The sequence below is a fragment of the Actinomadura kijaniata NBRC 14229 genome (assembly GCF_001552175.1).
GTDB lineage: Bacteria > Actinomycetota > Actinomycetes > Streptosporangiales > Streptosporangiaceae > Spirillospora > Spirillospora kijaniata.
Map to the genome: position 1 here is coordinate 1 of NZ_BCQR01000142.1, position 21,895 is coordinate 21,895.

A 21,895-nucleotide genomic window follows, 5' to 3' on the forward strand; every position below is an offset into this window, starting at 1 on the left:
CCCCACCCCCCGCCGGGCCCCGCCGCGACGACCGCCTGGCCCAGCTCACCCCCGAACGCACCCTGCGCCGCCTGGAACTCCAGGTCACCCGCCGCCTCGACGGCCTGCTCAACGGCGAACACCTCGGCCTGCTCCCCGGCCCCGGCACCGAACTCGCCGAAGCACGCCTGTACCAACCCGGCGAAGACGACGTCCGCCACATGGACTGGGCCGTCACCGCCCGCACCACCACCCCCCACGTCCGCGACCTGATCGCCGACCACGAACTGGAAGCCTGGGCCCTGGTCGACCTCACCCCCAGCATGGACTTCAGCACCACCGACCTCACCAAACGCGAACTGGCCGTCGCCGCCCTGGCCGCCGTCGGCTTCCTCACCGTCCGCCTCGGCGACCGCGTCGGCGCCTACCTGCTCCACCCCCACGGCCAACGCCGCTGGCCCGCCCGCACCGGCAAGGCCGCCCTCTACCACCTCCTGCAGGCCGTCCTGGACGCACCCCCCGCCACCACACCCCCCGGACGCCTCCGCCGACCCGGCCCCCCACCCCCCGACCTCACCACCGGCATCACCGCCCTGCACCGCGGCCAGACCCGCCGCGGCCTGCGCGTCGTCATCTCCGACTTCCTGCCCGCCCCCGGCGAACCCCTCGACACACCCCCCGCCTGGGAACGCCCCCTGCGCCGCCTGGCCGCCCGCCACCAGGTCCTCGCCGTCGAGATCATCGACCCCCGCGAACTCGACCTGCCCGACATCGGCCTGGTCGAGATGACCGACCCCGAAACCGGAACCGTGCACGAGATCGTCCTCAACCGCCGCACCCGCCAGCGCTACGCCGCCGCGGCCGCCGCCCAACGCGACCGCACCCGCGACGCCCTGCGCCGCAGCGGCGCCCACCACCTCATCCTGCGCACCGACCGCGACTGGATCGCCGACGTCGCCCGCTTCGCCCTGCGCCAGCGCCGCGCCGCCGGCCGCGCCATCCACACACCCGCCAGCCACACCGCCAGCCCGGGGGGACGCCCGTGACCTTCCTGTCGCCCGAACGCCTCTGGCTGCTGGCCCTCATCCCCGCCCTGGCCGCCGCCTACGTACTGGTCCAGCTCCGCCGACGCCGCAACACCGTCCGCTTCACCAACCTGGACCTGCTGGCACGCGTCGCCCCCCAGCGCCCCGGCTGGCGCCGCCACCTGGCCGCCGCCCTGTTCCTCGTCATGATCACACTCATGACCATCGGGTTCGCCCGCCCCGCCACCGGCGTCAAGGTCCCCCGCGACCGCGCCACCATCATGGTCGCCATCGACGTCTCCCTGTCCATGATGGCCAAGGACGTCACCCCCGACCGCTTCACCGCCGCCAAAGAGGCCGCCAAGAAGTTCATCCGCGACCTGCCCACCCGCTTCAACGTCGGCGTCGTCTCCTTCGCCGGCAACGCCAACCTCGTCGCCGCCCCCACCGCCGACCGCCAGTCCGCCATCACCGCCATCGACCAGCTCGCCATGGCCAAACGCACCGCCATCGGCGAAGCGGTCTTCACCAGCCTCCAGGCCATCCGCTCCTTCGACAGCCAGGCCGGACAGGACCCCCCACCCGCCCACATCGTCCTGCTGTCCGACGGCGACAACACCACCGGCCGCACCGTCTCCGAAGCCATCGACGCCGCCCGCGCCGCCCACACCCCCGTCTCCACCATCGCCTTCGGCACCCCCTACGGCACCGTCGACATCGAAGGCGAGACCACCAGCGTCTCGGTCAACAAGGAGACCCTGCGCACCCTGGCCAACGGCACCCAGGGCAAGGCCTACGAGGCCGCCGACGCCGGCCAGCTGTCAGAGGTCTACACCAACATCGGCAGCTCCCTCGGCTGGAAGACCGAACACCGCGACATCGCCGCCCGCTTCACCGGCCTGGCCCTGCTGTTCGCCCTCGCCGCCGCCGGAACCTCCCTGATCTGGTTCAACCGCCTCCCCTGACCGGCGGCCCCACCTCCCCCGGCGACCCCACCGCCCCAGGTCCCCGGTCCCGGCCCCCACACGCCGGGACCGGCAGACACCCCCGCAGATCCGGCGGCCGGCGCAACGGAGCCGCCCGCACCAGCACCCACGCCACCCCCAGCCCACACACCGTGGCAAACAAATGCCCCAAATCCCACAACGTCCGGCTCCACACCACCGGACCCACCACCCCCACCCCCAACAACACCCACCCCACCACCCGCCACCAACCCCGCATCACCAACACCGCCGCCGCACACCCCGCCACCATGATGTAACTCACCCCCACATCCGTCGTCACCGCCAACCGCGCCGAAGCCCGCCCCGCCTCCAACGCCCGCACCTCCACCAACGCCGTCAACAACGTCCCCAACACATGCCCCGCCAGCCCCACCACCACAATCCGCGGCGTCCCATACCGACGCTCCGCCCACGCCACCACCGACACGAACACCAGCACATACAACGGCAACCCAGCACCCTTGTCCGCCACCCACAACGCGCTGTGCAACAACGCCCGCAACGGCGCCCGATGCAGATTCCGCAGATTCGTGCTCTGCAACGTCGTCAACAGATCCACCAACCTCGGCGGCGCCGCCAACTGCACCGACGTCAACGCCGAGAACACCACGACATAACCGAACGTCGCCGGCGCCGACAACACCCACGCATGCGCCCACCGCGTCCACGGCGACACCCACCCCACCCACCGCGCCGCCAGGCCCCACCACCGGCCCAGACCCCGCAACCCGTACCACACCAGCGCCAACAGCACACCCACAGCGATCATCGCCGCACACTGTCCCACCACCACGCCCCACCGCCGCGCAACGACACCCCGCCCAGCCGGTAAGGTCGCACGACGTGGGGGAACACTACTTCGCCGAACAGCCCGGAACCGCCAGCCGCACGCGCACCATCGACCTGGTCCTGCCCGACCTGCACCTGCGCCTGGCCACCGACCGCGGCGTCTTCTCACCCGACCGCGTCGACCTGGGCACCCGCATCCTGCTGGAGACCGTCCCGGCGCCCCCGGACACCGGCGACCTGCTCGACCTGGGCTGCGGCTACGGCCCCATCGCCCTCACCATGGCCACCCGCGCGCCGCAGGCGCGGATATGGGGCGTCGATGTCAATCGACGCGCGATCGAGCTGGCTGAGCGTAATGCCCAAACCGCCGACCTTGACAACGTAAGGTTCGGTCTGGCCGACGACATCGACCCCGACCTGCGCTTCGCGGCGATCTGGTCCAACCCCCCGATCCGCATCGGCAAGGCCGCCCTGCACGACCTGCTGCTCACCTGGCTGCCCCGCCTCACCCCCACCGGCCAGGCCCACCTGGTCGTCCAGAAACACCTGGGCTCGGACTCCCTCCAGCGCTGGCTGGCCGACCAGGGCTTCCCCACCCGACGCCTCGCCTCCCGCTCGGCCTACCGGATCCTCCAGGTCTCGGCCCGCACCCAGGAAGGACAGACCCGATGAGCACGCCCGCCGGGCCCCGCAAGCAGCTGCGCCCCACCGACGTCAAACGCCTCAACCGCGACTGGCGCCGCCGCACCGAGGGCCGCCTGGGCCTGCTGGTCGAATCGGTCACCCAGCCGTTCAACATGGGCTCCATCATCCGCAGCGCCGCCGTCTTCGGCGTGGAGCACCTGTGGCTGGCCGGCAACGCCATCCACCCCGACCACCGCAACGTCGACAAGACCGCCCTGGGCACCGAGCGCCTGGTCGCCTGGGAACACGCCGGAACCGCCGCCGAGGCCGCCGCCACCGTCCGCAAGCAGGGCCTGCGCCTGGTCGCGATCGAGCTCACCGGCGACGCCGTCCCCCTGCACGAGGCGCCCCTGGACGGCGACGTGTGCCTGGCCGTGGGCGGCGAGGACCATGGCTGCTCCCCCGCCCTGCTGGCCGCCGCCGACGCCGTCGCCTACATCCCCCAGATCGGCCGCGTCGGCTCCCTCAACGTCGCCGTCGCCACCGCCATCGCCCTGGCCGAGGCCCGCCGCCGCGAATGGGCCGCCACCTGACGACCCGCCGAGCCGGCTGAGCGTGGACGGGCGCGGGCGGCACGGCCCGCGCCCCTACCGCCGGGCCTCCTCCATCAGCGCCGCGAACTCCTCCAGCGAGATCTTCCCGTCCCCGTTGGCGTCGGCCGCCACGACCACCTCCACGGCCCGCAGGGTGCTGACCTCCTGCCCCAGCACCCGCATCAGGTTCTTCACCTCCTCCACCGACACGAACCCGTCGCCGTCCGCATCGACCATCTCGAACGTCGCCCGGTACTGCTCCACATCCGCCATGGCGGCTCCTCCCCTGGTGCGACAACTGACGCTCCAGGACGGTAGCAGTTCCCAGCCCCCGCCCTTGACAAAGTAAGGTCCGGTCGGGGACCGGGACCGGCATAATCGTCCCGTGGCGCGTTCCTACGAATTCCTCGACCACCCCGGACCCATCCCCTTCGCCCACCGCGGCGGCAACGGCCGCCCCGAGAACTCCATGGCCGCCTTCCAACGCGCCGTCGACCTGGGCTACCGCTACCTGGAGACCGACGCCCACGCCACCGCCGACGGCAAGGTCGTCGCCTTCCACGACCGCACCCTGGACCGCGTCACCGACCGCACCGGCGCCATCGCCGCCCTCCCCTACAGCGAGGTCGCCAAGGCCCGCATCGACGGGACCGAGCCCATCCCCCTGCTGGAGGACCTGCTGGGCTCCTTCCCCGACGCCCGCGTCAACATCGACCTCAAGGACGCCCCCGTCATCGGCCCCCTCGCCGAGGTCCTGCACCGCACCAAGGCCTGGCACCGCGTCTGCGTCACCTCCTTCTCCACCCGCCGCCTGGCCCAGATGCGCGCCCGCCTCCCCCTCTACACCGACGCCGACGTGTGCATGTCCCTGGGCCCGCGCGGCGTGGCGGCCCTGCGCGCCCGCTCGGCCGGAGGCCCGGCCGGAAAGCTCATCCGCCTGGCCGCCACCGGCATCGCCTGCGCCCAGGTCCCCCACAGCCTGGGCCCGATGCCGTTCGTCAGCGCGTCGTTCATCGCCCAGGCCCACGAACTGGGGTTGCAGGTCCACGCCTGGACCGTCAACGACCCCCTGGAGATGGAACGCCTCCTCGACATGGGCATCGACGGCATCATGACCGACGAGCTGGTGACCCTCCGCCACGTCATGGCCGCCCGCGGCCAGTGGTTCCGCCCTCTCCCCTCCCCCGACTCCTGCCACCAGGGTTAGCGGCGACAGGGTGAGCAGCGACCGCCGCGCCCGGAGCCGGACGGCCCCGGGCGCGGCACGGTGATCGTTGCCATCACAGGCCGGGCGTCGGTCTCCTCAAGGTCCGCTACGGGGCGGCCGTCCCCGCCGCGGCTTCGGCGCCGCCCGGCAGGAGGGCCAGGAGCTGCCTGGTGTGACCGGGCAGCTCGGTTTCCGCGAGCCCGGTGAGAAGGTCCCTCAGCGGCAGGGGCCGGTCGACCAGGACGGCGTCGTGGGACAGCAGCCGGGTGGGCACCGGTGTGTCGAGTTCGGCGTCGCTCAGCATCGGCCCGCCGAGCGCGCACAGGGCGTCCGCCTGGAGGCGGATGCGGTCCCGCAGCCCCGCGTTGCCCCCGGCCAACGTGATGAGGCGTTCGATGGTCCAGGTGTCGAGCGCCATGCGGTTGTCGTAGGTGGCGTTCACCCCCGCGGTGATGGCGGACACCGCGGTGATGGTGGTGGCGTTGATGAGGGCGACGTGCGCCAGGATCTGGTCGGCGTTCCATTCGCCGGCCGGCGGGGCGGGACCCGCGCCGCTGGAGCCGGTGTCGCCGGAGTCGGCGACGGTGGCGGCGGCGTCCAGCAGCGCGCGGTAGGCCCCCCGGAGCGGGGCGGTGTCCATCGTGTCTTCCCTCTTTCCGGTGTCGCGCGGCAGGTGCCGGGGCGGGCGCCGTCTCAGGCGTGCGCGTCCGACATCTCCCACGGCGCCTGCGGAAGGACCTCGCCGGTCTCCAGCAGCGACTTGAGGTTGGCCAGCACCGCCGGCCACCCGCGCGAGACTCCGTCGAACATCTCCCGGTTGGGGAAGTTCTCGTGGGTCACGGTGAGGCGGACGATGTCCTGGTGCGGTTCGACGAGGAAGGTGACCAGCGACGGCTCCCGGGACGACTCGGCGTCGGGGACGTCGTCGAAGGTGATGACCAGGCGCGTCGGGGGGTCGGTCTCGACGACCCTGCCGACGACGTCGACGACGCCCGAGCCGTCGGCGCGCCGGTGCTCCCAGGTCGAGCCCGGCTGCCAGTCCGAGACGTTGGCGTGCCCCCAGTAGCGGGCCGTCAGGTCCGCGTCGGTCAGGGCGCGCCACACCTGTTCCGCGCTCGCGCGGATGTAGGTGACGTAGACGTAGGTCGGCACGGACGTGAGCGTGTCGGTCATGGTGTACTCCTCTGCCTGGTGCTTGATGGCGCTGATGGCTTGCAGGCGGGGCCTGTCGAACTCCGAGATCCAGCGCTCCTCGATCTCGTGGATCGGTGTCGGGTTGAGGTAGTGGAGGCGTTCCCGTCCGCGGCGCACGACGGTCACGAGGTTGGCGCGCTCCAGGACGTCCAGGTGCTGGGTCGCCGACTGGCGCGCCATGTCCAGGTGTTCGCACAGCTCGCTCAGCGTCTGCCCGTTGTGCTCGCGCAGACGGTCCAGCAGTAGGCGGCGGGTCGGATCGGCCAGCGCTTTGAAGACCGAGTCCATCGCTCTCGCTTCCAGGCTCACCTCGCCATTATGCAGGTATTTACCTGCATAATGTCAATGGCACCTCCTCCGCCGCTGGTCAGGCGGCTTCCACCAGCTCGGCCATCTCGGCGATGGTGGGGTGGTCGAACACCAGGCTCAGGGGGACCTCCACGCCCAGCGCGACGCGCAGGCGCGAGACCATGCGGTTGGCCAGCAGGGAGTGCCCGCCGAGCTCGAAGAAGTCGTCGTGCCGGCCGATGTCGCCCAGCGCGAACAGCTCCCGCCAGATCGCCGCGATCGACGCCTCGACCTCGCTGACCGGGCGCTCCTCCACGGGCTGCTCCTCCACCGGCGGGGACGCGGGGGGCGGGGACGCGTCGGGCAGGTCCCGCAGGGCCCGGCGGTCCACCTTCCCGTTGGGGTTGAGCGGCAGGCCCGGCACCGCCAGCCAGCGGTCGGGCAGCAGGTAGGCGGGCAGGGTCCCGGTCAGCCGGGACCGCACCTGCGCCAGCCGCGCGGTGACGACATGGGCGACGAGGATCTTGTCCTCGGCCGCGTCGCCCCGGACCACGACGGCCGCGTCCCGCACGTCGGGGTCGGCGCGCAGGGCCTCCTCGATCTCGGCGGGCTCCACGCGGAACCCGCGGCGCTTGACCTGGTCGTCGGCCCGGCCCAGGAACTCCAGCGCGCCGTCGGGGCGCAGGCGCACCAGGTCCCCGGTGTCGTAGAGGCGCCCGCCCGGCGTCCAGGGGTCGGGGACGAAGCGTTCGGCGGTCAGGGCCGGGTCGCCCAGGTAGCCGCGCGCCAGGCCCGCGCCGCCGACGTACAGGCGGCCCTCGGCGGCCGGGGCCAGGTCCTCGTCCAGGACGTGGACCGAGGTCGCGCGGATGGGGTGGCCGATCGCGGTGTCGTCCCCGCCGGTGACGGGGTGGGTCGTGGTGAACGTGGTCGCCTCGGTGGGGCCGTAGGCGTTGATGAGGCGGCAGCCGGGAGCGGCCTCGACGAACCGCCGGGCGTGGGTGGGTGACAGCACGTCGCCGCCGGTGAGCAGCTGCCGCATCCCCGACAGCGCCTCGGGGCACTCGTCGGCCATCAGGTGGAACAGGCCGGTGGTGAGGAACGCGGTGGTGACCCGGTGCTCCCGGATGAGGGCGCCCAGCTCGCGGACCGACGCCTGGCCCGAGGGGCTGATCACCAGGGGGGCGCCGTTGGCGAGGGCGCCCCAGATCTCGAACGTGGCCGCGTCGAAGGACGGGGAGGACATGTGCAGGACGACCTCGCCGTCGAGGTCGGCGTAGCCGGGACGGTGCACCAGGCGGGTCACCCCGCTGTGGCGGACGGCCACGCCCTTGGGCCGGCCGGTGGAGCCGGAGGTGAACATCACGTAGGCGAGGTTGTCGGGGCCGACCCGGGGGCGGCGGCGCGGAGGCGGGGACGAGGTCGGGCCGGTGCCGGGGGTGAGCACGGTGGCCCCGGTCGCGGGCAGGCGCCCGGCCAGGTCCGGATCGGTGACGATCACGGTGGTGCCGGTGGCGTCCACCATCAGGTCCAGGCGGTGGGCGGGGTAGGCCGGGTCCAGCGGGACGTAGTGGCCGCCCGCGCGCAGGATCGCCAGGATCGTGACGACGAACTCCGGTGAGCGTTCCAGGAACACCCCGACCGGGGTCTCCAGGGTGACGCCCGCGTGCGCCAGGCGGTCGGCCAGGTGGTCGGCGCGGGCGTTCAGCTCGCCGTAGGTGAGGCGCTGGTCGCGGTGGACGAGCGCCAGGCGGTCGGCCGGCTGGGCGGCGACCAGGTCGTGGACGCGGGGTTCGGTCGTCAGGGGTGCGGTCGTCAGGGGTGCGGTCATCAAAGGTTCGGTCATCATGGTCAGGTCCTTGTGAGGTGGTCGAACCGGTCGGTGTGCAGGGTGGTGTGGCTGGTGGCGGCGCGTCCCGGTTCACCGAGCCGTGACCGCAGCTCCGCCAGGCGGTGCCGGGAGGCGGCGCAGGAGACGTCGGCCAGGTCGGCGGTCGCGGGCCGGTCGGCCGAGCGGGCCAGCACGACGGTCATGCTGAGCAGCTCGGCGGCGATCGCCCCGGCGGTGGCCAGGGTGTGCTGGTCGCCGGTGTGCTGGTCCTCGGTGTGCTCGTCGCCGGTGTGCTCGTCGCCGCCGAGGCCCGCCAGCCAGTGGGCCTGGGCCGCCACGAAGGCCAGGTGGTCCCCGTTGCGGGGGGTCAGCGCCGGGTCGCGGGGCGGCGCGGTGGGCGGGTGGGTCGGGGTGGGACGGCGGGCCGAGCGGGCCGACCACAGGTCGAGCAGGAAGTCCACGCCGCCCGCCACCCGCAGGGCGCGGGCGTCGCGGAAGGCCCGTTCGACCGGCAGCGGCACGGCCCCGCGCGCGGCCTTGCTGCGCGCGGTCTCATAGCCCTCCGCGCCCAGCAGCGACACCGTGCGGTCCACGGTGCGCCAGCACAGGCGTGATGCGAGGTTCTTCACCGCGGTCAGGTCGGGCCGGGTGTCGGCGCGGTCGCCGCCCAGCAGGGACCAGGCGAGCAGCGACTCGATCGTGAACACGTCCGCCGCGGTCGCGCCGACCAGCCGCTGGATCTGGTCGTACTCGCCGAGCCCGCGGCCGTCGATGGCGCGGCGGCCCACGAAGTCGCGCGTCCACACCAGGCACGACCGGGCGATGCCGAGCGCGGTCGGGCCGACCACCAGGTTGCGGGCGGACATGGCCAGCGCCGCGAGCGCGCCGGGGTCGGCCTCGCCCGGGCGCATCCGCCAGCCGTCGGCGGACTCGGGGAGCAGGCGGTCGGCCGGGACGCGGACGCCGGTCAGGCGCAGGGCCCCGATCTCGGCGCCGCGCAGCCCCATGAACTCGTGCCGGGCGACCACCTCCACGCCGGGCGCGTCCAGGTCGACGAAGAACAGCCGCACCTCGTCGGTGCCCTCGACGGTCGCCGAGACGTCCATCAGGTCGGCCACCGGCGCGTTGCCGATGAAGACCTTCTCGCCGGTGAGCAGGTAGGCGGCCCCGTCCTCGACCGGGACGGCGGTGGTGGCGCGGCGCCGGTTGGCGGTGCCGAGGGGTTCGGCGTCGGCGCCGCCGGAGACGATGCCCGCCGCGACCCGGTCGGCGATCAGGTCGCGGAGCGGGCCGGGCGGCAGCACCGGAAGGTAGGAGCCCGAGCCGAAGCCGTTGGTGATGGCGAGGGTGAACGCCACCGGCGCCGACCACCGGGCGGCGGCCTCCACCACGCGCGCGGCGTTCGCCCACGACAGGCCGAGGCCGCCCAGCGCCGGGTCGATCATCAGGCGCAGCAGCCCGGCCTTGGCCAGGGCCTCCTGGAGGCCCGCGGGGAGGCGGCCGGTCCGGTCGGTCTCCTCGGGGTCCACCCAGGTGTGGAGCAGGGCGGTCACGGCGGCGACCGCGGCGTCGCCCGCCGCCCGCTCCGGCTCGCTCGGCCGGGGGAAGGGGCGGACCAGGTCCCACCGGACGCGTCCGGCGAACAGCTCGTCAAACACGCTCGGCGAGCGCACGGTCGAGGTGGGTGAGCAGGTCATCAGGGTTCTCCCGGAAGTAGAAGTGGTCGCCGGCGAAGACGCGCAGCGTGAAGGGCCCGGTCGTGTAGTCCTCCCAGGCGGCCAGGCGCACCGCGTCCTCCCGGTCCCGGCTGCCCCCGTAGACGGTCACGGCGCAGTCGAGCGGGGGCGCCGGGGACGGGCGGTAGGAGGCGACGATCGACAGGTCGGCGCGCAGGCCGCCGAGGACCAGCCCGGCCAGTTCGGGGTCGGTGTGCAGCTCGGCGGGCAGCGGCCCGTACTCGGCCTCGACGGCGGCGATGAGCCCGGGGCCGTCCAGCGTGTGCACCGGCGGGCCGGGGCGGTGCAGGTGCGGCGCGCCGTAGGCCGACAGGAACAGCGCCCGCGGCCCCGGCCTGCCCTGCGCGCGCAGCGCCAGCGCGGTCTCGTAGGCGGCCAGCGCGCCGAGGCTGTGGCCGAAGAAGGCGTAGGGCGCCGGGCCGAAGTCGGCCTCGGCCGTCAGCGCCCCCACCAGCGCCTCCATCGTGGTCGGCGCGGGCTCGGCGAGGCGTCCGCCGCGTCCCGGCGACTGGACGCCCCACACCTCGGCCGAGGGCAGCCGGGCCGACCAGCGCAGGTACTCGCCGGCCGAGCCCCCGCTGTGGGGGAAGCAGTACAGGCGCGGCGCGGTCCCGTCCTGCCCCGGGCGGCGGAGCAGCCACCGGGATCGGGTCGCGGTCATGAGGCGGGCCTTTCGGTGTCGAGGCGTTCGGTGAGCGGGTCGGTGAGCAGTTCGGTGTCGAGGAGGCGGGCCAGGCGCGCCACCGTCGGGGCCCGGAACAGGGCCCGCGCGGTGAGCGCGCGGCCGGTCGCCTCGCGGATCATCGCCAGCGCCTGGGCCGCCACCAGCGAGTCGCCGCCCAGCTCGAAGAAGTCGTCGTGCGGGCCGATCCCGTCCATCCCGAGCACGGTCGCGAAGGCGTGGGCGACCACCCGCCGGGTGCCGTCCATCCCCGCTTCCGTCTCCGGCCGCACGGGCTCCGGCTCCGGCTCCGGGTCCGGTTCTGGGGCGGGCCGGACCGCCTGGAGCGGCGGTGTGGCGGCGGGCGGGTCCAGGCGGAACGGCCTGCGCTCGAACGGGTAGGTGGGCAGCGGCGTGCGGCGGCGCGGTTCGCCGTCGTGCAGCGCGGCCCAGTCGATCTCCGCACCCGCCTGCCACAGCCGGCCGGCCGCGGTCAGCATCGCCCGCGCGCCGCCGTCCGCCTCACTGGGGTGCGGCAGGCTCGGCAGGACGAGCCTGCCGGCGTCGGCGGCGGGGTGCCGCCGGGCGAGCGTGCCCAGGGTCCGGCCGGGCCCGATCTCCAGCAGCGGGCCGGTCTCCGCCCGGCCGAGCAGGGTCGCCAGCGCGTCGGAGAACCGCACGGTGTGGCGCAGGTGGGCGCCCCAGTAGGCGGGGTCGCACGCCTGCTCGGCGGTGACGAGCGCGCCGGTGCGGTCCGACACCCACGGCAGGGACGGCGGGCTGAGGCGCACGCGCGCCACGGCCCGTTCGAACTCGGCGACCACCGGCTCCACCAGGAAGGAGTGGGCGGCGGCGCTGATGTGCAGCACGCGGCCGTCCACGCCGTCCGCGGCCAGCCGCCGGCGCAGCGCCGTGACGTCGAGCGCGTGCCCGGCGACGACGCACTGCGCCGGGCCGTTGATCGCGGCGATCGACAGGCGGTCGCCCAGGCGGGGCAGCAGCTCCCGCTCCGGGAGCGGCACCGCGAGCATCGCGCCGTCGGGCAGGCTCTCCAGCAGCCGGCCGCGTTCGAGCACCAGGTGCAGGGCGTCGGCGACCTCCAGCACCCCGGCGATCGTGGCCGCGGCGTAGGCGCCCAGGCTGTGCCCGACCACCACGCCGGGCCGCACGCCCCAGGACCGCCAGAGCCGGGCCAGCGCGTACTCGACCGCGAACAGCGCGGGCTGGGCGATCCGCATGCTCGCCATCGCCTGCTCGGCCGCGCGGTCGCGGGCCGGGCCGGGCGGGTACAGCACGTCGCGCAGGTCCAGCCCGAGGACCGGCAGGGCGAGTTCGGCGCACCGGTCGATCTCGGCGCGGAAGACCGGCTCGTGCTCGTACAGGTCGCGCGCCATCCCCACGTGCTGCCCGCCCTGTCCGGGGAACAGGAACGCCGGGTCGGGCGGGGCCCCTCCCCCGGTGCCCGCGCCGGTCGCGGCGCCGTGGGGGCCGTCGGTGAGCGCGGCGATCGCCTGGTCGCGGTCGGCGGCGACCACGAAGGCCCGGTGCGGGAACGCGCGGCGTCCGGTCTGCAGGGTCCAGGCCACATCCCCCAGGGGCGCGCCGGCCGGTCGCAGGCCGTCGGCCAGGCGCGCGGCGGCGGCGTCCAGGGCCTGCGGGGAACGCGCCGACAGCGGCAGCAGGTGGAAGGGGCGGCGGTCCCCGGTGGGCTCCGCCACGGGCGCCTCCTCGACGATGACGTGGGCGTTGGTGCCGCCCAGGCCCAGGGAGTTGACGCCCGCGCGCCGGGGCTCGCCCGCCCGGCGCGGCCAGGGCCGCGCCACCGCGTTGACCGTGAACGGGCTCGCCGCGAAGTCGATCATCGGGTTCGGTTCGCGGAAGTGCGGGGTGGGCGGGACCAGCTCGTTGGCCAGGGCCAGCACCGCCTTGATCAGGCCGATCACGCCCGCGGCGGCGTCGGTGTGCCCGATGTTGGGCTTGACCGAGCCGAGCAGGGCGGTCCCGACGCCGGGTCCGTAGGCCTTGGCCAGCGCGCGGACCTCGATCGGGTCGCCCACGACGGTGCCGGTGCCGTGCGCCTCCACGAACCCGACCGTCGCCGGGTCGATCCCGGCCACCGCCAGCGCGGTGCGGGCGGCCCCGGCCTGGCCGTCGACGCTCGGGGTGGTGAAGCCGGGCTTGGCGGCGCCGTCGTTGTTGATCGCGGTGCCCAGCAGCACGGCGTGCACGTGGTCGCCGTCGGCCAGCGCGTCCTCCAGCCTGCGCAGCGCCACGATCCCGGCGCCGTCGGCGCCGACGGTCCCGGTCGCCGCGGCGTCGAACGCGCGGACCGTTCCGTCGGCCGACAGCACGCCGTCGTCCCCGCCGACCTCGTCGGACGGCGCGGGCCCCTTGATCGTGACGCCGCCGGCCAGCGCCAGGTCGCACTCGCCCGCCAGCAGCGCCTGCGCGGCCGTGTGCACGGCGACCAGCGAGGTCGAGCAGGCGGTCTGGACGGTGACGGCCGGGCCGGTCAGGCCGAGCTTGTAGGCCACGCGGCTGGTCAGGAAGTCCGCGCCCGACGCCAGCCGCAGCTGCCAGTCCGAGACCCCGGGGAAGCGGCCGCGGTTGGCGCGCAGCGTGCCGAAGTGCCCGGTGTCGCCGCTGCCGCCGTACACGCCGATCACGCCGGGGAAGGAGGCGGGGTCGTGGCCGGAGTGTTCCAGGGCCTCCCAGGCGCATTCGAGGAAGACCCGGTGCTGGGGGTCGAGCATGAGCGCCTCGCGCGGCGAGTAGCCGAAGAAGGCCGCGTCGAAGTGGTCGGCGTCGGCCACCGCGCCGTAGGCGTTGGGGTGGGCGTTCACGTGGGTGTCGGGGTGGGAGCGGGTGATGGAGTCGGTGCCTTCGGCGAGCCCCTTCCAGAACTCCCGAAGGCCGCGCGCACCGGGGAACCTCCCGGCCATGCCCACCACGGCCAGGAACGTGCCGTGCTCCTCGTCCCTCCCGCTCATCTCGTCCATCTCGGTCGTCTCGTTGGTCTCGTTCGTGTCGGTCATGCGGGGCTCCCGGCCCGTACGGGCTGGTCGGCGGCCGGTTCGTCGGCCGAGGGGTAGGAGGTCAGGGCGCGCACCGGCGACAGCAGCGGCGGTACCAGGGACAGGACGGTGATCGCCCCGGCGAGCCAGAGCACGCCGCGCAGCCCCAGGGGCGCGACCAGCAGGCCGCCCAAGGCCGCGCCCAGCGGCACGGTCCCCCAGGTGATGAAGCGCAGCGTGGCGTTCATCCGCCCGAGCAGGCGGGCGGGCGTCGCCGTCTGGCACAGCGTCACCTGGACGACGTTGAACAGCACGACGCCCAGGTAGACCACGAACAGCCCGGCCGCGAACCCGGCGGCCCCGCCCGCCAGGGGGATCATCAGCGCGCCGGCGGCGAAGACCGCGACCGAGCCGATCAGGGCCCGGCCCGGCCCGAGCCGTTCGACGGCGGGCGTGCTCAGCACCGCCCCCAGCAGGCCGCCGGCGTTGCCGATCGCGAGCGCGGCGCCGACGGCTCCGGCGCTCAGGTGCAGGGTGTCGACGGCGTAGACGACCTGGAGGGCGAGCACCGCGGCGAACGCCAGCTCGGCGGCGGCGGCGCACAGCGTGACGGGCCGCAGCAGCCGGTGCCCGAAGACGAAGCGGAGGCCCTCACTGATCTCGGCGCGCAGCCCCTGGCGCTCGGCCGGTGGCCGGGCCTTCCCGGCCCGGACGTCGTCGCGCGCCCCGCCGGGGACGCGCAGCAGGAAGACGGCCGAGGCCAGGTAGCTCAGCACGTCCACCGCCAGCGCGACCGGGGCGGTCAGCGCCTGGATCAGGACGCCGCCCGCCGCCGGGCCCGCCAGCTGCGCCACCGAACGCGAGCTCTCCAGCTTGGCGTTCCCGCTGGTGAGCTGCTCCTCGTCGACGATGCTCGGCAGCAGCGACAGCTGGGCGACGTCGAAGAACAGCGTGCCGAGCCCGATGGCGAACGCCACCGCGTACAGCAGCGGCATGGTCAGCATGTCGAGCGCGTAGGCGACGGGCACCGTCACCAGCGCCGCCGCCCGCACCAGGTCGGTGGCGATCAGCACCGGGCGCAGCGGGAGCCGCTCCACCCAGGCCCCGGCGGGCAGGCCCAGCAGCAGGACCGGCACGAACTCCACCGCGGCCAGCAGGCTCACCTCCAGCGCGGAGGCTCCCAGCAGCAGCGCCACCATCGGGAAGGCCAGCATCGTCAGGTGCGTGCCCACCAGGCTGACCGAGTGGGCGGCCCACAGGTTGCGGAAGGCTCCGTTGCGCCAGATGTGGTCGGGTCGTCGTCGCATGTCAGGCTCCCATCGCCGTGCGTACGCCGCGGGGGCGCAGGTCGGTCCAGACCGTGCGGATGTGCTCCAGGCACTCGGCCCTGGTGCCGGTCACGCCGACCTCGGCCCAGCCGCGCGGCGCGGGACGGCCGGTGGGCCACAGGGAGTACTGGTCTTCGTCGTTGCGGACCACGCTGTAGGTGCGCTGGTCGTCGTCATGAGACATGGGTGGTTCGTCCTTCGTCGCTGAGGGTTTGTCGTCAGGGGGTCGGTTGCCGGGTGGGGTCAGCCGGCGCGGCGGCGCCGGTTGAGGCGGGCCCGGCCGGCGCGCAGCCGCGCGGCCTCGGGCGCCGGGGCGTGCGGGCGGCGCGGTTCGGGCGCCTTGGTGAGGTGGCGGGCCAGGGCCGCGATCGTCGGGTGCTCGTACAGCGCCACCAGGGGCAGCGGGCCTCCGAAGTCCTCGGTGAGGCGGGCGTGGGCCGCCGCCAGCGCGAACGAGTTGCCGCCGAGGTCGAAGAAGTTGTCGTGGACGCCGACCCGGTCGAGGTCCAGGACCTCCTGCCAGACGGCGGCGATCCGGCGTTCGGTGTCGTCGCCCGCCGGGACCGGACGCGCCGTCGCGGTGGCGGCCGGCGGTTCGGGGAGCGCGGAGCGGTCGACCTTGCCTCCGGCGGTCACCGGGAGCGCGGCCAGGGCGACCAGCGCCGACGGCACCAGGTGCACCGGCAGCCGCCCGGCGAGGAACGCCCGCAGGTCGGCCGGGACCTCGACCGGTCCCGCCGGGTCCGCGCCGGCCGAGCGCGGCACGACGTACCCGACCAGGCGGCGGTCGCCGTCGGCCGGGCCGCCGCGCGCCGCGACCACCGCCCGGGTGATCTGCGGGTGCGCGCACAGCGCGGCCTCCACCTCGGCGGGCTCGATGCGGTAGCCGCGCACCTTGAGCTGTTCGTCCAGGCGGCCGAGCACCTCCAGCGCGCCGTCGTGGCGCCAGCGGGCGCGGTCCCCGGTGCGGTGCAGGCGCAGGCCGTCGGCGAACGGGTGCGGCACGAAGCGTTCGGCGGTGAGGTCGGGGCGGCCCAGGTAGCCGCGGGCCAGGCCCGCGCCGCCCAGGTACAGCTCGCCGCCGACGCCGGGCGGGACGGGCCGCAGGTCCTCGTCGAGCACGTACGCCTCCAGGCCGTCGATCGGGGAACCGATCGGCACGGTGGCGCCGGTCACCGGGCCCTGGACGCGGTGCGCGACCGCCGTGACGGTGGTCTCGGTCAGCCCGTAGGCGTTGATCACCGGGATCGGGTGCCTCCGGCACCAGGCCCGCAGCGTCCCGGCGTCCACGTTCTCGCTGCCGACGACCAGCAGCCGCAGCCGGGAGGGGGTGTCGCCGGTGAGGGAGGCGGCCCACTGCTGCCAGTAGCTCGCGGGCAGGTTGGCGACGGTGACCTCGCCCTTCTCTAGAACGGCGGTCAGGGCGTGCGGCGGCGGGGGCGGCCCGGGCAGCGGCACCACGCAGCCTCCCGCCAGCCAGGTCGGGAAGATCTCCTCGGCCGCCACGTCGAAGCCGAAGCCGGCGAACTGCAGCACGCGGTCGTCCGCGGTCAGCCCGAACATCTCCCGCATCGCCCGCGCGTGGTTGGCCAGGGATCCGTGGGAGACGCCGACGCCCTTGGGCGCCCCGGTCGAACCGGAGGTGAAGATCGTGTACGCGAGGTCCCCGGCCGCCGCGCCCCGGCTCTCGTCTTCGCCCTCGTTCTGGTCCCCGTCCTGGTCCCCGTCCGGCGCGTCGATGTCCAGCGAGCGGACGGGGACGCCGTCCAGCCGGTGCGCCACGCCGCCCCCGGTGATCACCAGTTCGCCGCCCGCCGTGCCCAGGACCCGTTCCAGGTGCGCGGGCGGGTGGGCGGCGTCGAGCGGCAGGTAGGCGGCCCCGGCCTTGAGGACGCCGAGCAGCGCCACCAGCACCTCCAGGCCGCGCGGCAGCATGATGCCGACCACGTCCCCGCGCCGCGCCCCGGCGGCGCGCAGGCGGCGCGCCAGCCGGTCGGCCCGGGCGTCGAGGTCGGCGTAGCTCAGCGGCGTCCCGTCCAGGCACGCGGCGGGCGCGTCCGGTGTCCGGGCGGCCTGCCGTGCGAACAGCTCGTGCACCGGCACGTCCATCGGGTGCGCCGCCCGGCCCCGGGCCCAGTCGCGCGTGACCAGGGCCTCCTCGCGGTCGTCCAGCAGCGGCAGGCTCGCCACCGGCAGGGCCGGGTCCGCGACCGCCGCCGTCAGCAGCCGGGTGAAGCGGGCGGCGAGCCGTTCGATCGTCCCGGCGTCGTACAGCTCGGTGCTGTAGTTGACGGTGACCTCCAGGCCCCGCCCGTCCGGCGCCTTCACGATCATGAAGTCCAGGTCGAACTTGGCGGTCGGGGGCGCCGCCATCGCGACCTCGGCGGTCAGCCCCGCGAAGCGCGGAGCGGCCAGCGGCCGCGGGTCGAAGGTGAACATGACCTGCACCAGCGGGGTGTGGCTGGGGTCGCGGTCCAGCCCGAGCCCCTCCACCAGCGCCTCGAACGGCAGGCCCTGGTGCCCCAGCACGGCCAGCGTGGCGGCGCGGACGCGGGCCACCAGTTCCTCGAACGTCGGGTCGCCGCTCAGGTCGGCGCGCACCGGCACCGTCGTCACGAAGAACCCGATCAGCGACTCCAGCTCCGGTTCGGAGCGGCCGCCCACCGGCGTGCCGACCAGCAGGTCGCGGTTCCCCGACAGCCTTCCCAGCAGCGCGGCGTAGGCGGCGAGCAGGACCATGTAGGCGCTCGACCGGCGGGTGCGCGCGAACGCGCCCACCGCCGCCGCCAGCTCCTCGGGCAGCCGGAACACGTGGGTGGCCCCGGCCGTGCCGCGCACCGCGGGCCGCGGCCGGTCGGCGCCCGGCGGCGCGATGGCGGTCGGCGCCCCGTCCAGGTGCCGCCGCCACCAGGCGAGCTCGTCCTCGTCCACCGGCCGCCGCCGCTGCTCGGCCGCGTAGTGCCCGTACTGGACGGGCGGGGCGGGCGGTGCCTCGGCCCCGCCGTAGTAATCGGCGAGCTCGTCGAACAGCAGGTGCATCGACTCGGCGTCGCACACGATGTGGTGCAGGACGACGACCAGGAGGTGCTCGTCGGTGCCGAGCCGCAGCAGCCGGGCGCGCATCAGCGGCCCGGCGGCGAGGTCGAACCGCTCCGCCGCCCAGGCGTCGACCAGCGTGCGCCGATGCCGGTCGCGTTCCGCGCGCGTCAGGCCGGTGAGGTCGACCAGGGGCAGGACGGGCGGGCGGGGGTCGGCCACCCTCTGGTACGGCTCGCCCCCGCGCTCGGGGAACGTCGTGCGCAGGATCTCGTGGCGGGCCACCACCCGTCCCAGCGCCTCCGTCAGGGCCTCGACGTCGAGCGCGCCCGTCAGGCGGACCACGAAGGGGACGTTGTAGGAGGTGTCGCCGGGATTCAGCCGGTCGAGGAACCAGAGCCCGCGCTGCGCGTAGGACAGCGGGTGGTCTGTTTTTGGCATGGGTCGTCTCCCAGTCCGCACAGGAATACGGATGTGAATGGCCGAAGGGTCGTCTACAGGCGCATGCGGTATTCACCGGCACCCGGGGATGGCGGCTTTCGCATGGGGTTCAGAAATTGGATGCCGCCCGGCGCCCGGCCGTTGGGACCTGTTCGCCGAACGGCCGTATGCGGCCACATCCCCTACCCCGGGCCTGCTGGGAGCACCGGGTGGTGGCGGTCTTTTCCGTCAGCTCTTTCCCGCTTCGCCAAGTCGGCCCCCTGCCGAATCCATTCGAAGACGGTGCGGTCTTTCCCTCCGGAAAAACATCGTGGAAAACCCGTACACGGGTACCGGGAAAGCCTTCCCGAGCCTTCGGATTACCTAGGCAATGGGGCAGCCGTGGCAAGAGCCCATGGGCCGGGGCTCATGGGCGGGGCTCATGGTGGCCGCGCGTGACGGCGCGCGGCGGCCGGTGGTCAGCGGCCGGTGGTCAGCGGCCGGTGGTCAGCGGCCGGTGGTCAGCGGTAGGAGTCGATGAGCCGGGCCAGGTGCCGGCCGGCCAGGCGCAGGGGCGTCTCGCTCTGGGAGACCTGGGCGGACATCTCCGCGCCCTCCAGCGCGTTGATCACCGTGTGGGCGAGGTCGTCGGCCACGTCCTCGGGCAGGCCCGAGCGGCGGAGCCGGTCGGCGACCAGGGCGCGCCAGCGGGCGAAGGCCTGCTCGGCGGCGCGCTGGATCTCCGGCACGCGCCCGGCGCTCTCCAGCGCGGTGGTGGTGATGGGACAGCCGTCGGTCCATCCGGAGTCGCGCAGGCCCTCGGCCAGCTCGTCGGCGCACAAGATGATCGCCTCCGCCGGGTCGTCCACCCGCTCCAGCGTGGCGCGCAGCAGGTCGCCGAACTCCCGGTCCCCGTGGCGGACGGCCTCGACCGCCAGCTCCGTCTTGCCGCCGGGGAAGAAGTGGTAGACCGAGCCGAGGGTGGCCTGGGCCTCCCGGGAGATCTGCTTGAGGCCGGTCGCCTCGTAGCCCTGCCGCTGCATGAGGCGGGAGGTGGCCCGGACGATCCGTTCCCTGGTGCCGATCTCGTGCTTGGTCCCCATGGCGCCATCGTAGTGGGTAGAACGCTCGTTTTAGAACTGTGCTAGCGTCCCGCTGAGTAGAACGTTCGTTTTAGACGAGGGGACACACCCATGACCGTCGCATCCGTCACCGTCATCGGCCTCGGCCCCATGGGGCAGGCGATGGCCGCCACCTACCTGGACCGGGGCTACGAGGTCACCGTGTGGAACCGCACGCCGGGCAAGGCCGACGGGCTGGTGGCCCGCGGCGCCCGCCGCGCGGACACCGTGGAGGCCGCACTGCGGGCCAACGACCTGGTGGTGCTGAGCCTGACCGACCACACCGCCGTGCACGCGATCCTGGAGCAGGCTCCCGCCGCCCTGGCCGGGCGGACCGTGGCCAACCTGACCTCCGACACCCCGGACCGGGCGCGCGAGACGGCCGAGTGGCTCGCCGCCCGCGGCGCCGTGCAGCTCACCGGGGGCGTGCAGGTGCCGCCCCCGGGCATCGGCGCCCCGGAGGCCATGACGTACTACAGCGGTCCCGAGGAGGCGGTCGAGACCCACCGGGCCGCGCTGGAGGTCCTGACCGGCATCGAGTACCTCGGCGAGGACCCGGGCCTGGCCGCGCTGTACTACCAGATCGGGATCGACATGTTCTGGACCGGGCTGGCGGGCTACCTGCACGGCCAGGCGGTCGCGCAGGCCAACGGCATCTCGGCGCGGGAGTTCCTGCCCCGCGCCGTGAAGACCATGGACTTCCGGTACTTCCTGGAGTTCTACGCCCCGCGCATCGACGCCGGCGACCACGGGGGCGACGTGGACAACGTGGCCATGGGGGTGGCCAGCCTGGAGCACGTGCTGCACACCGCGCGGGCGTCCGGGGTGGACGGCTCCCTCCCGGCGGCGGTCCTGGAGCTGTTCCGCCGCGCGGCCGACGCCGGGCGCGGCGGGGACAGCCTCACCAGCCTGACCGAGGTGCTCAAGGCGTAGCGGCCCGGGGCGCCGCGGTCAGCGCGTGAAGCCCGGGGGGCGCAGGGGGCCGGACGGGCCGGGCGGGCCGGGGGGCCGGAGTTCGGCCGCGATGCGCATCGGGGACGCGTGGTGGGGCCGTTCCGCGCCGTGCTTGGCGGGGTGCTCGGCGGGGTGCTGCTCCCCCACGCCCGTCAGGTCGACGCGTCCGGACTTCACCAGGCGCAGCAGCTCCAGGTCCTCGGGCGACACCAGCGCGGCCACGGGGCGTCCGTGACGGGTGAGGACGACCTCCTCACCTCCGTAGACGACCCGGTTGATCAGGTCCGCCAGGACCTTCCGCGCCTCCGTCACCGCAATATCCACGCGTTCATCCTATAGCGAACACGCTCGGACCACCCTTCACCACCGACTCCTTAGAATGTACATTTTGTACATCAATGATCTTGAGGAGGCGCGCATGCCGAAGTTCGAGCAGCCGACCGGGGCCGGCGGCGGGAAATCCGACACCTACTGGGGACGCTCGCGGGCCTCGGTCACCGCACCCGAGGCGCGGCTCGGCGGGGAGCTGCTGTTCCAGCGCCTGCTGGGCCGGCGCATCGTGTTCCTGGGACAGGAGATCGACGACGACGTCGCCAACCGCGTGTGCGCGCAGCTCCTGCTGCTGTCCTCCGACGACCCCCGGCGCGACATCACCGTCTACATCAACTCCCCCGGCGGAGTCGTCGACTCGGGGATGGCCATCTACGACATGATGCGGTTCGTGCCCAACGACATCTCCACCGTCGGGCTGGGCATGGCCGCCTCGATGGGCCAGTTCCTGCTGTGCGCGGGAACCCCCGGCAAGCGCTACGCCCTGCGGCACACCCGCATCATGATGCACCAGCCGCACGGCGGCATCGGCGGCACGGCCTCCGACATCCAGATCCAGGCCGAGCAGACGCGGTACCTGAAGCGCACGCTGTTCGAGCGGATCGCCCAGCACACCGGACAGCCCGTCGACAAGATCACCGCCGACGCCGACCGCGACCGCTGGTTCACCGCCGACCAGGCCCTGGAGTACGGGTTCGTCGACCACGTGGTCGACAGCGTCGACCGGGTGGGCTCGTGACCCCCCACGGCGCCGAGGG

Annotated in this window: 20 protein-coding genes; 7 read left to right on the forward strand and 13 right to left on the reverse strand. The window is 74.3% G+C overall.

Annotation, left to right across the window (positions count from 1 at the left end):
* Window positions 1-35 precede the first annotated feature (35 nt).
* Both AKI01S_RS35515 and AKI01S_RS35520 read left to right on the forward strand, forming a co-directional pair.
* A complete protein-coding gene (locus tag AKI01S_RS35515) occupies window positions 36-1,025 on the forward strand; it encodes a DUF58 domain-containing protein (RefSeq protein ID WP_067828088.1) in 990 nt (329 codons plus the stop codon).
* Window positions 1,022-1,969 carry a VWA domain-containing protein gene (locus AKI01S_RS35520; protein WP_067828002.1) on the forward strand — a complete coding sequence of 316 codons (948 nt, stop codon included), beginning with the start codon at window positions 1,022-1,024 and terminating at the stop codon, window positions 1,967-1,969. The genes AKI01S_RS35515 and AKI01S_RS35520 overlap by 4 nt, the downstream gene beginning before the upstream one ends.
* Here the strand turns inward: AKI01S_RS35520 and AKI01S_RS35525 are convergent.
* Window positions 1,953-2,780, reverse strand: coding sequence for a rhomboid-like protein (locus AKI01S_RS35525; protein ID WP_174567442.1), 828 nt, complete (start codon window positions 2,778-2,780; stop codon window positions 1,953-1,955). The two genes, AKI01S_RS35520 and AKI01S_RS35525, sit on opposite strands and share 17 nt — an antisense overlap.
* 74 nt (window positions 2,781-2,854) lie before the next feature.
* On the opposite strand from AKI01S_RS35525, the gene AKI01S_RS35530 reads away from it, so the two are divergent.
* Entirely contained in the window at window positions 2,855-3,472 is a 618-nt protein-coding gene (locus tag AKI01S_RS35530; RefSeq protein WP_067828010.1) for a class I SAM-dependent methyltransferase, read from the forward strand.
* A complete protein-coding gene (locus AKI01S_RS35535) occupies window positions 3,469-4,017 on the forward strand; it encodes a TrmH family RNA methyltransferase (RefSeq protein ID WP_067828014.1) in 549 nt (182 codons plus the stop codon). The genes AKI01S_RS35530 and AKI01S_RS35535 overlap by 4 nt, the downstream gene beginning before the upstream one ends.
* Window positions 4,018-4,071: 54 nt before the next feature.
* Here the strand turns inward: AKI01S_RS35535 and AKI01S_RS35540 are convergent, their stop codons facing one another.
* On the reverse strand, window positions 4,072-4,290 hold the full coding sequence (locus tag AKI01S_RS35540) for an EF-hand domain-containing protein (protein ID WP_067828018.1): 219 nt from the start codon (window positions 4,288-4,290) through the stop codon (window positions 4,072-4,074).
* Between the two features lie 112 nt (window positions 4,291-4,402).
* On the opposite strand from AKI01S_RS35540, the gene AKI01S_RS35545 reads away from it, so the two are divergent.
* Window positions 4,403-5,224, forward strand: a complete 822-nt coding sequence (locus tag AKI01S_RS35545) for a glycerophosphodiester phosphodiesterase family protein (protein WP_067828021.1) — start codon at window positions 4,403-4,405, stop codon at window positions 5,222-5,224.
* A gap of 106 nt (window positions 5,225-5,330) precedes the next feature.
* On the opposite strand, the gene AKI01S_RS35550 is transcribed toward AKI01S_RS35545, so the two are convergent.
* From AKI01S_RS35550 to AKI01S_RS35595, 10 genes are all read right to left on the reverse strand, one after another.
* Complete coding sequence (locus AKI01S_RS35550; RefSeq protein ID WP_067828024.1) at window positions 5,331-5,864, reverse strand: hypothetical protein; 534 nt, start codon at window positions 5,862-5,864, stop codon at window positions 5,331-5,333.
* A 53-nt stretch (window positions 5,865-5,917) separates the two neighbouring features.
* On the reverse strand, window positions 5,918-6,727 hold the full coding sequence (locus tag AKI01S_RS35555) for an ArsR/SmtB family transcription factor (protein WP_245681917.1): 810 nt from the start codon (window positions 6,725-6,727) through the stop codon (window positions 5,918-5,920).
* A 58-nt stretch (window positions 6,728-6,785) separates the two neighbouring features.
* Window positions 6,786-8,537: a non-ribosomal peptide synthetase gene (locus tag AKI01S_RS35560; RefSeq protein ID WP_169814070.1), complete on the reverse strand. Its 1,752-nt coding sequence runs from the start codon at window positions 8,535-8,537 to the stop codon at window positions 6,786-6,788.
* 20 nt (window positions 8,538-8,557) lie between these two features.
* Entirely contained in the window at window positions 8,558-10,234 is a 1,677-nt protein-coding gene (locus AKI01S_RS35565) for an acyl-CoA dehydrogenase family protein (RefSeq protein WP_084000575.1), read from the reverse strand.
* Window positions 10,188-10,934 carry a thioesterase II family protein gene (locus tag AKI01S_RS35570; protein ID WP_067828035.1) on the reverse strand — a complete coding sequence of 249 codons (747 nt, stop codon included), beginning with the start codon at window positions 10,932-10,934 and terminating at the stop codon, window positions 10,188-10,190. Before AKI01S_RS35570 ends, AKI01S_RS35565 begins: the two co-directional genes overlap by 47 nt.
* On the reverse strand, window positions 10,931-13,969 hold the full coding sequence (locus tag AKI01S_RS35575) for a type I polyketide synthase (protein ID WP_218009942.1): 3,039 nt from the start codon (window positions 13,967-13,969) through the stop codon (window positions 10,931-10,933). Before AKI01S_RS35575 ends, AKI01S_RS35570 begins: the two co-directional genes overlap by 4 nt.
* Window positions 13,966-15,255 (reverse strand): MFS transporter, encoded by a 1,290-nt coding sequence (locus AKI01S_RS35580; protein ID WP_067828040.1) that lies wholly within the window; start codon window positions 15,253-15,255, stop codon window positions 13,966-13,968. The genes AKI01S_RS35575 and AKI01S_RS35580 overlap by 4 nt, the downstream gene beginning before the upstream one ends.
* A gap of 1 nt (window position 15,256) precedes the next feature.
* Window positions 15,257-15,460 (reverse strand): MbtH family protein, encoded by a 204-nt coding sequence (locus AKI01S_RS35585; RefSeq protein WP_067828043.1) that lies wholly within the window; start codon window positions 15,458-15,460, stop codon window positions 15,257-15,259.
* Window positions 15,461-15,519: 59 nt separating this feature from the next.
* Entirely contained in the window at window positions 15,520-18,753 is a 3,234-nt protein-coding gene (locus AKI01S_RS35590; RefSeq protein ID WP_067828048.1) for a non-ribosomal peptide synthetase, read from the reverse strand.
* Window positions 18,754-19,253: 500 nt separating this feature from the next.
* A complete protein-coding gene (locus AKI01S_RS35595; protein WP_067828053.1) occupies window positions 19,254-19,835 on the reverse strand; it encodes a TetR/AcrR family transcriptional regulator in 582 nt (193 codons plus the stop codon).
* A gap of 90 nt (window positions 19,836-19,925) precedes the next feature.
* Between AKI01S_RS35595 and AKI01S_RS35600 the strand changes: the two genes are divergently transcribed.
* On the forward strand, window positions 19,926-20,786 hold the full coding sequence (locus AKI01S_RS35600; protein WP_067828057.1) for an NAD(P)-dependent oxidoreductase: 861 nt from the start codon (window positions 19,926-19,928) through the stop codon (window positions 20,784-20,786).
* 18 nt (window positions 20,787-20,804) lie between these two features.
* On the opposite strand, the gene AKI01S_RS35605 is transcribed toward AKI01S_RS35600, so the two are convergent.
* A complete protein-coding gene (locus AKI01S_RS35605) occupies window positions 20,805-21,131 on the reverse strand; it encodes a type II toxin-antitoxin system Phd/YefM family antitoxin (protein WP_067828060.1) in 327 nt (108 codons plus the stop codon).
* A 94-nt stretch (window positions 21,132-21,225) separates the two neighbouring features.
* Between AKI01S_RS35605 and AKI01S_RS35610 the strand changes: the two genes are divergently transcribed.
* Window positions 21,226-21,876: a ClpP family protease gene (locus AKI01S_RS35610; RefSeq protein WP_067828065.1), complete on the forward strand. Its 651-nt coding sequence runs from the start codon at window positions 21,226-21,228 to the stop codon at window positions 21,874-21,876.
* Window positions 21,877-21,895 lie beyond the last annotated feature (19 nt).